General features: G+C 56.2%; 10 protein-coding genes and 1 pseudogene. 4 read left to right on the top strand and 7 right to left on the bottom strand.

Annotation, left to right across the window (positions count from 1 at the left end; genetic code table 11):
* Positions 1-847 (top strand): helicase-related protein (locus tag NW856_RS00155; protein ID WP_414398434.1); only part of this gene is annotated, 847 nt, incomplete at its 5' end.
* On the opposite strand, the gene NW856_RS00150 is transcribed toward NW856_RS00155, so the two are convergent.
* The gene (locus NW856_RS00150; RefSeq protein WP_414343450.1) at positions 844-975 is read right to left on the bottom strand and encodes a hypothetical protein; all 132 of its coding nucleotides are present in this window, start codon (positions 973-975) and stop codon (positions 844-846) included. The genes NW856_RS00155 and NW856_RS00150 overlap by 4 nt on opposite strands.
* Between NW856_RS00150 and NW856_RS00145 the strand changes: the two genes are divergently transcribed.
* Together NW856_RS00145 and NW856_RS00140 are read left to right on the top strand one after the other, a co-directional pair.
* Positions 957-2,792 carry a mechanosensitive ion channel family protein gene (locus NW856_RS00145; protein WP_414398433.1) on the top strand — a complete coding sequence of 612 codons (1,836 nt, stop codon included), beginning with the start codon at positions 957-959 and terminating at the stop codon, positions 2,790-2,792. The two genes, NW856_RS00150 and NW856_RS00145, sit on opposite strands and share 19 nt — an antisense overlap.
* A 33-nt stretch (positions 2,793-2,825) precedes the next feature.
* Complete coding sequence (locus NW856_RS00140; protein ID WP_414398431.1) at positions 2,826-3,431, top strand: DUF721 domain-containing protein; 606 nt, start codon at positions 2,826-2,828, stop codon at positions 3,429-3,431.
* Between the two features lie 8 nt (positions 3,432-3,439).
* On the opposite strand, the gene pxcA is transcribed toward NW856_RS00140, so the two are convergent.
* From pxcA to NW856_RS00110, 6 genes and pseudogenes are all read right to left on the bottom strand, one after another.
* On the bottom strand, positions 3,440-4,807 hold the full coding sequence (gene pxcA, locus NW856_RS00135; protein WP_414398430.1) for a proton extrusion protein PcxA: 1,368 nt from the start codon (positions 4,805-4,807) through the stop codon (positions 3,440-3,442).
* A 195-nt stretch (positions 4,808-5,002) separates the two neighbouring features.
* Positions 5,003-6,406, bottom strand: a complete 1,404-nt coding sequence (locus NW856_RS00130; protein WP_414398428.1) for a glycosyltransferase — start codon at positions 6,404-6,406, stop codon at positions 5,003-5,005.
* Between the two features lie 227 nt (positions 6,407-6,633).
* Entirely contained in the window at positions 6,634-6,750 is a 117-nt protein-coding gene (locus NW856_RS00125) for a photosystem II reaction center X protein (RefSeq protein WP_011432450.1), read from the bottom strand.
* Positions 6,751-6,854: 104 nt separating this feature from the next.
* A complete protein-coding gene (locus NW856_RS00120) occupies positions 6,855-7,211 on the bottom strand; it encodes a ferredoxin-thioredoxin reductase catalytic domain-containing protein (protein WP_414398427.1) in 357 nt (118 codons plus the stop codon).
* Positions 7,212-7,494: 283 nt separating this feature from the next.
* Positions 7,495-7,899 carry a universal stress protein gene (locus tag NW856_RS00115; RefSeq protein ID WP_011433838.1) on the bottom strand — a complete coding sequence of 135 codons (405 nt, stop codon included), beginning with the start codon at positions 7,897-7,899 and terminating at the stop codon, positions 7,495-7,497.
* 301 nt (positions 7,900-8,200) lie between these two features.
* Positions 8,201-8,386 (bottom strand): annotated as a pseudogene (locus NW856_RS00110) (PKHD-type hydroxylase); the annotation flags it as partial.
* 268 nt (positions 8,387-8,654) lie between these two features.
* Here NW856_RS00110 and NW856_RS00105 point away from each other — a divergent pair.
* Positions 8,655-8,908 (top strand): ATP-binding protein (locus NW856_RS00105; RefSeq protein WP_414398425.1); only part of this gene is annotated, 254 nt, incomplete at its 3' end.

The following is an 8,908-nucleotide window of genomic DNA, read 5'->3' as shown; positions in this document are numbered from 1 at the left end:
CAAGACCCTGAAGTTCTATGTGCCCGGCAGCGGTCGGGTTGTCGAACAGGTAATTCGGCCCACCGGCGTGGTGGATCCTGAGGTGCATGTGCGCCCCACGGCTGGGCAAGTGGACGATTTGCTGGGAGAAATTTACTTGCGATTGGAACGCTCTCGGCAGGGATCTGCCGAACGGGTGATCGTGACCACCCTCACCAAACGGATGGCAGAAGATCTCACAGAATATCTCCAGGAGCGAGGGATCCGAGTTCGCTATTTGCATTCCGAGATCACCTCGATTGAGCGAATTGAAATCCTACAAGACTTTCGAGAAGGGGCCTTTGACGTGTTGGTAGGAGTTAACTTGCTGCGGGAAGGGTTAGACCTGCCGGAAGTCTCCTTGGTGGCCATTTTGGATGCTGACAAAGAAGGGTTTTTGCGAGCAGAGCGCTCCCTGATTCAGATGATCGGGAGGGCAGCACGAAATGTCCGCGGTATGGTGGTGATGTACGCCGACACCATGACCAGCAGCATGGCCCGGGCCATTGCCGAAACCCAGCGTCGCCGCGAGATTCAATTGCAATACAACCGCCAACACAACATCACGCCCAAGCCCATTGTCAAGAAAAACAGCAATGCCATCTTGTCTTTTTTGGCCATCTCCCGCAAACTCAGCAACCCAGATCTGGAAAAAGCCTTTCAAGCTGCGCAGGAGATTCCTCTCTCCGAGATTCCGGAGCTGATCGGCCAACTGGAACTGAAGATGAAAGAGGCCGCCAAAAACCTAGAATTTGAGGAAGCCGCCGAGCTGCGAGATAGAATCAAAAAGCTGCGTCAACGCCTTCTGGGCCATTCTCAGGGCACCTAAAATCCTTGCTCAGATCGGCCAAAATTGAGGTCGGCTTGTGCCACCATGAGCTTGCGGGGCAGCACCAGGGATCCCCAATTGATCGATAGGCGTTCGTACCAAACCGGCCATGCAGGACTCCGTCCCACTTAAGCGAGCAGCTCTTTGGGTTGGGCTGACGGTGGGGATAGGTCTCTGGCTTACCCCTGCCGTTGCCTCTGCCCCTTCATTGGCCCAAGCCCTTGAATTTCGGGATCCCAACTTTTTCCTGGCCGATCCCCGACCCACACCGGCTGAAGCGCCAACTCCTGAGGGATCCCCTGCCCCAGCCCCCAGCCCAATCGGGATCCCTTTGACCGGCCAAGAGGGCACAGAAGTGCTGGTCGGGAACATACCGGTGTTCCGCCTGCAGACGGCAGACTACCCCAGCGATGTGCGGGCCGACAACGTTCGGGCGATCATCGAGCGCTTTCTGGAAGAAGGGCAGTTGCCACAGCCAGAGGTACGGGTAGCCCAGGATGCCAATGGGCAATACATCTTACGCCTGGGGGAAAGAGGCCGCTTTGAGGCCACCCAACGGTATTTGTTCACCGTCACCTATGCCGATGCTGCCGCAGAGCGCAGGGTGGCACCGGGTCAGGTGAACCTGAATGACGTGCGTCTGGTGGCCAACAGTTGGGCGCGGCGGTTGGAGCAAGCGATTGCCGATTACCGCAAAGATCTGCTGGCTCTGCAACGGGCCCAGGATCCGCGCGTGCTGGTTCTGACCCTCCTGGCAGGGATCGCCACCCTGGTGGTGGGGTTCTTTCTCTGGCGGCTGTTCGACCGCAGCTTAACCCGTCTGCAACGCTGGTTGGAGCTTAAGGCCGGAGAGACCTGGGGCACCTGGATCGATGTGGGTGGGATGCTGCTGCGGGGCGTGGGGGCAATCCTCATCGCCGGCATCTCGCTGGATCGCGGTATCAGCTTCATCCCTGCCCTACGACCTTTTCAGCGCTCCTTTTACCTGGGCCTGGGTCGTGTGGTTGCCACGGCTCTGGGCGTTCTCACCCAGCCTCTGCCCAACTCCAGCGTTTCGATTGCCAGCTTGCTGGTCTTCCTCGTCCTCTCCATCTTGGTTTTTACTGGCGCCCACTACGTCAGTGTTGGCTTCAAGCAGCGCTTTTTGGCACGCCTGGGGCTGGATCTGGGCACCCAAGAGTCTTCGGCGGCCATCTTCAAGTACATCCTGACCCTGTTCGGCATCCTTCTGGTCTTGCCCTTCAGCGGCCTTAATCTGGGCTCCTTGGCGGTTATTGCCGGGGCGGTGGGTTTGGGGATCGGCTTTGGTTTGCAAAACCTCTCCAACAACTACATCAGCTACATTGCCATTTTGCTGGAGCGCCCCATCCAAATAGGGGATCTGGTGGAAGTGGACAACCTGCTCGGCACGGTGGAGCGCATTGGGCCACGGGCTACCGTCTTGCGCACCCTGGATCGCATTTTTGTGATTGTGCCCAACTCCCGCTTTACCGAATCAAAGGTGGTGAACTGGAGCTACCGGGATCCCCGCTGTCGCATTCACATTCCTGTGGGCGTGGCCTACGGCTCCGATACCGCCTTGGTTACCGAAGCCCTGCTCAGCGCCGCCAGAGAAAATGCTCGGGTGTTGAGCAGCCCCGCCCCCCAAGTCTGGCTCAAGTCTTTTGGCCCTTCTGCACTTAACTTTGAGTTGCTGGTGTGGATCAACCGTCCTCAAGATCAGTTTGTCTTGATCAGCGAGCTAAACTTCCTGATTGAAGCAGAGTTTCGGCGACGTGGGATCCGCATCCCCTTCCCGCAACAAGATATTCACATCCGCAGCCTAGAGGGATTTGCCCCCCTCAGTCAAAATGGCGGATCCCCTTCTTTGCCCGATGCCGACTCCATTCACTCTGCCCTCAAAGAAGCGGCTCAATCGCCGGAAGACCAAAATGGTGTTTCCTAAGCTATTGCCTGCCATTGACACCCTATCGACACCATGTTGCAGCGGTTAGATGAGGTACTGGGAAGCTTTGGCAGCCATTCCCGTTGGGCTGAACTGAAGCAAATGCAAACCCTGCGGCAGCTCTGGCCCGAACTCGTCGGAGAGGCCGTAGCCGCCCAAACCTATCCTCTCAGCCTGCGCCGACAGGTGCTGCAGGTGGCCACCTCTACCCCGGCCTGGGCACAAAACTTAACCTTGCAACGCCAGATCATTCTCAGGAAACTCAACAGCCGGCTACGATCTCCCCTCAGCGATATCCGCTTCAGCTCTGGTGCCTGGCACAAGGGATCCAGCCCGGCTGCCCCCCATCCTGATGCGGAGCTGACCAGCAAGTTTTATGGCGCTCCCCGCCTAGCAGACCAAGATGGACAACGCCCTGGATCCTGTCGCAGCCCCAATCCAAAACAGCCCACCTCCGACCCGAAAGTGGCTTTCGAGCGCTGGGCCAGAGTGGTGAAGCAACAACAAACCCAGGAGAACCTGTTCCCTTGCCCCGCCTGCCGCTGTCCTACCCCTGCCGCCGAATTGGAGCGTTGGTTTGTCTGTGGGTTCTGCCATCGACAATCCTTACGCCCGCGCGGCCACAGTTGTTCCGGTTAACCCAAAAATCAATCGTTCATAGCCCGATAGGTGGCCACCGAAGACGGCGATACACGGTTTAGATAGCGAAAGATCCAATACTTAAAAAGCGTATCTAGGAAAACCGGAAAAGTAGCAATAAAGCCGTAGATAAAATCGCGATTCTCCGGTACCCCCAAATGAGCAGCCAAATTACCCAGCAGCACCTCCCAACCGTGGGGAGAGTGATAACCGACAAACACATCGGTAAAGAGAATAATAATGAAAGCCTTGGCACTATCGCTGAGACCGTAGATCAGACGATCCAAAAAAGACTTGAGGACTTCGATTTCCTCACGCCCAACAAAGATAAGCCAGCCAAACACCAGCAGCGAAAGCAAATCAGCAAGGATATTCTTCAAGCCTTCCGAGTTCCTACGGCTATATTTTTTCAGCAGTTCCTCTGCCTTCATGGACAGTTGATCTGCTGATTCCAGAACCCACTCTGGAGATTGATGGTGCAAAGCTCGCTCAAATTCTATTCTTTCCTTGAAAAACTCGAACTCTGTCAGGGCTTTTTCTTGAAATTCGTGGCTTAGAGCCACAATGGCAGGCTCCCGTTGTTGCAAGTGATCTACCAATGGCCCAAACAGAAAGTTTTTCGAGAGGATCTGGGTGAGCAGAGGCAAAATGGCCAACAACAACAGAAAACGAATCGATACCAGTGTGCGAGTGCGAGCCTCGCGATACTCCTGGATCAGTTCCTCTTCGGCCTGGGAACTCAGCTCACGGCGGATTTGGCTGGCTGTGCGCAGAATAGAACGGGGCAGAATCGCAGCTTTGGAAGCGACCGGGGCAGCGCCATTGCCGGAGCCTGCCTTGACAGAGACATCAGGAGAACTGGGTTGGGTTGAGGTAGGTTGTTCTGGCCGTTCGAGAGGCTCAGGTGAAGTGGAAATTGAAGCAGAGATGGGCTGGGATTTTCTGGTCGGGCGTTTGTATCGAGAAGTCACCTGATCGATAAACTGCAGTTTCTCCAAAATGGAAAGATCTCGTCTTTGGCGACCATTCTCGGAGTTTTCGCTGCTGCTTTCAGAAACATTGGCCTCAGCGGCATGGAGTTGTTGAGCTTTATCTTGGGCAGAAGTAGGGCCGCTGCCATTTTGCTCGGGATCCGGCAGGCGAGAAAGGGCGCTGCTGGCTCTGAACTCTGCCAAACGCAGATCGATCTGGCGCAGTTGCCGGCGCAGTTGAATCTGAAAGTAGCGGCTGACATTCTGGCCATGTTGCCCGTTGCTGCCGATGGATCCTCCCTGGAAGTATTGATCCTCAATGGCTTTAATGCGCAGGGCAGCCTCATAAGCTTGGTCAAGGGAGCGCAGGGGGGTATTCGAGATCCATTGGCCCAGCCTGCTCAATACGGATTCTCCCATTGCTCGTTCCCGTGGCACTCCCCATGGGGGCCGATCCACACATTACAGTGATCCGATTGACTAATTATTGTAACGAGTCCTGGGTGCCTAGGCGGGAATCCCAACGGTGGAGAAGTACTTGCAGAGACTGGCCCTGCCTCGACAGAAGTACAGACCGGCACCTTTGGGTCAGAGCAAACTTCAGTATCCCTTAAAGCGCTTGAGGGCAAAGCCACAGATCTGCAGCAGCCGCAGCCCCTCTCGCACATGGTGAATGTTGGAGCGACCATAGGTTCTGGGGAAATAGCGCACGGGGATATCCAGGATCTTCAGGGTGCGCTTGGCGGATCCCAGCAACAGGTCAAAATCTCCAAACGGGTCGAAATCCCCCCACTCTTGGCACAGCTTGGCAATCTGCTGGTAATCCTCCCGCCACAGGGCCTTGGTGCCACAGAGGGAATCTTTGATGCGGATGCCGAGAATGTAGGAGAGGAGAGCGGCAAAAAAACGATTGGCCCATTGGTTTAGCCGAGGCATTGCCTCTGGTTTCAGGGGATAGATAAGGCGACAACCATTGGCAAAATCACATCGCCCGGAAGCCACAGCCCGGAAAAACTTGGGCAGGTCCTCTGCCTGTACGGTCAAATCGGCGTCGAGGATGATCAACACATCCCCTGTAGCGGCGGCTAGCCCCTTGCGCACCGCATCCCCCTTGCCCTTGCCCTCCTGCCGTAGAGCCCGGATATTGCGGATCCCTTGGTATTCCGCCTGTACCCGCTGGATCTCGGCCCAAGTCCCGTCGCTGGAATGCCCCTCCACAAAAATGATCTCGGTGCGGGATCCCATCTCGGGCAAATGTTCCACGCAGCGGCGGATGTTGCCCGCTTCATTCCGAGCCGGAATCACCACGGTGCAGGAAGGCTGCTGCTCAGGGGGGGGATCCCAGGCAGGGTCGGGCTGCAGGCGAGCGATCGTGTACTCTGTCAGGCAGAGGGCGTTGATCCCGGGCAATGGGGCAATCACCCGGTTGATCACAGTCGAAAGGAACGGGATCCGCCGCGGCAACAACAGCCGCTTGCCCTGCTGAATGACCTCGTATCCTGCCAAGTGCAGCAGGTTGGCCACATCGGCTGCCGATAACCAGTTGGCTGCCGGCAGAGGCATCCGTTGCTTGAGAGCGGTTGCCAAGCCCAGAATCGGCTCCCAGAGCGGGTTGTGGTGGGAGAGGATCAGGCGGGTGCGTGGGGTACAGAAGCGGCGCAACTGCTGGAGAACCTGCTGGATGTCGGCCAGGTAGCCCAGGGTATTGACGAGCAAGATCACATCAAAAGGCTCCGCCAAGACGGGATCCCCTTTGTCCAGCGTGTGGGCATCTTGCACCCGGAAATGGAGATGGGGAAACTCTGCCTGAGCTTGGGCAACAATGTCCGCATCCCGGTCGATCCCCACCCCGAAGCTGGGCTGCAAGGCATTGAGCAGGGATCCCGTGCCGGAACCAATCTCCAAGATGCGCAAACCGGCAGGGACAAAAAAGCGATGCAGCCGCTCCAGATCCTCGTGGTAGTAGCGGTTTTTTTGCCGCCAGTAATACAAGGGGTGGGTCAACGCTGGCAAGGGAGCCCCAGGGTGTCGCTAGATTCAGCTTTTGATCATAAGGTGCTATGGAGGCTCTGCTGGTCACCCAACCCGGCTGGGTTCTTGACAACAGGGGTGAAGCACTCCGGCAATTGTGTACCGCAGCCACATCTTGCCACCCCAGTCTCTCCCCACCCAGCGATAGCAGTACAGGGAAAAGGGAAGCATTGGCGGGCAAGTGCCAACGAGCGGGGATCTCAGCGACGACGCACTTTATCCCTTTGGCTGACAAAGATGATGGCACCAAAGAGAGCCCCCAGCACAACTGCACCAGCCACCAAGCTCCAGAGGAAGTTAGCAAGTGAGGGAGTCATAAAAGCGTTTCCTCCTCGTGCAAATAACCATTGCCCAACGGTTTTTCGATTATACCGAGCCCTGTCACCCTTCCAAAGCCTGCCTTTGTCCCTGCCGGGCGCTGTCATTTGGTAGTTTGGTATTCCAGGGGCACCTCCTCTAGGGTTTGGCTCTTGCCGGCAAAGGGGTTATCCGGCGTTAAGAACAGCATACAGTGACATTCCTTTCGCTCCCGCATGGGTACACAGGGGCAATTCCAATAGCCTGCTTTTGCTTCCGCCTCTTTGTCTTCATAAAAACGACAGGGACACAGCGGGGCGCCCAACTGCTCTTTGTGCAGAGCCAAGCCCTCGATCACCGCCGTTGTAATTGACGGATCCGAGCAGAAAAAGGTCTCGGAGCGTTTGGCGTAGGTTTCTGCGAAATGCCGCATCAACTCAAAGCTCTTCTGTGAAGACTTGTTGTAACCACGACTTTCCATGACGATTCCCAAAAGTGGAACTAACCGGCTGTTGCTAGCAATGGGGCCCACAGCTTTTTCCAGGGACACTTCCTGAAGCCAGCACAAACGTCTGCAGGGTCGGGATCCTACTGAGACCCCCCACAACGTCGGGAAAAGCTGTATCTCGCTCTTCGTTGTACTGCAGACCTCCGGGCAAGACAAAAGATTACGCCCTTGCTGTTACACAAGGCAACATCTAGGGGCCGTAGCAAGAGCTAGCCTTGGCGTACTCCAGAGAATACCGTTAATGGGATCCCTCTCCTCAGGGCACGACCAACACCGGGCAGGGGGAGAGATCGATCACGCGGTGGCTTACAGAGTTGTTCTGCCCCTCTCCAGACAGGGTGAGGCCACGGCAGCCCATCACGATCAGGCTGATCTCCAGCTCGTCTGCCACATCACAGATGACAAAAGGCACCTTCCCCTCTCGATACTCACTCTTGACGTTGCTAAGGCCGATTTGATGCAGGCCGGACTCCGTTTGCTTAAGCAGGTTGTGGATGTTCTGCCGGGCTTGCTCAGCTCGCTCCGGGTCAAGCTCCGTATCATCCAGCACAGAAAGCAAATACACTTGGCTCTTGTAGCGCTGTGCTATGTCCGCCACCAAGGGCAAGGCGTGGCTGGTTTCACGCGAGTTATCGATGGGAAAGAGCAGTTTGTCGAACATAGCCGAGGATCCCAACGGTCGACCCCAGTCCCTATCCAAATTCAAGTTCAAGGCGAAGGCTGACTTTATTCTACCAACTTTGCCGGGGGCTGAAGGATCCCAGCCCATTTTCCTATTGTGAGGGGCTCGACCTTAGCCGCTTGGCATCAACCGGAAACGGGAGCCCTTTTGGATAAGCAGTAGAAGACGCCCTGCATACTGCTCATGGGAAAGCCCGACCTTTTGAAGCTGTGCTTGGCTGGGGTTTACGCAGTTCCTGCCGTTGGGCCACTTCCAGATCAAGCTAAACGGCAATTGGGACTAGAGCCGCAGAAATGGTCTCCTGGATCTGCTGTTGCTGCAGGGATCCCTCGGGCAGTTGCCTATTGTTTTTGACAAACCTGGCATTCCAACTCGCTGTCAGGGCACCATCCACAAAATCTGCATCTGATAAAAGGCTCAAAGTTTGCTGCAGTTCTGCCGTGTTGAGAACATTGCCAATACACAAAAAATATTCTGGAAACCCAAAAAATCAGAAGAGGCCAAATCCTCAGTAGCATGAAAGTTATTCCTATGTAAATCTTATCTGGCTTTGATTGCCTCTTTGGAACGAATCGGTAGAAATGGCCAGCGGAAAATCGAGCGCACTTCCCCCCTCTGCAGACCTCAACCGGTTAGAGCGTGCAAGGCTCCTGTTGCCCGCCGCAGAAACAGCAAGAGAAGGTTAAGCTAAGGCTCTGTTGGCCCCTGACCATCAGATTGGCAGGATGGGTGTCATGTTCCAGATCCAACCCCTGACCCCGGAACGGATTGCCCGTATGGCGGCGGGAGAGGTGATCGACTCTCTGGGGGCTGCTCTGCGGGAATTGCTGGAAAATGCCCTCGATGCCCGGGCCACCCGCATTCAAGTGGAGATCTGGCCGACTCGCTGGCAGGTGCGGGTGGGGGATAACGGCCACGGCATCCCGGCCTCGGAACTGGAGCAGGTGGCCCGTCGCCATACCACCAGCAAACTGGAAGGTCGCAGCCT

Source organism: Synechococcus sp. R3-13, assembly GCF_047462195.1.
Taxonomy (GTDB): Bacteria; Cyanobacteriota; Cyanobacteriia; order Thermostichales; family Thermostichaceae; genus Thermostichus.
This window is presented reverse-complemented; position numbering and strand designations above follow the sequence as displayed.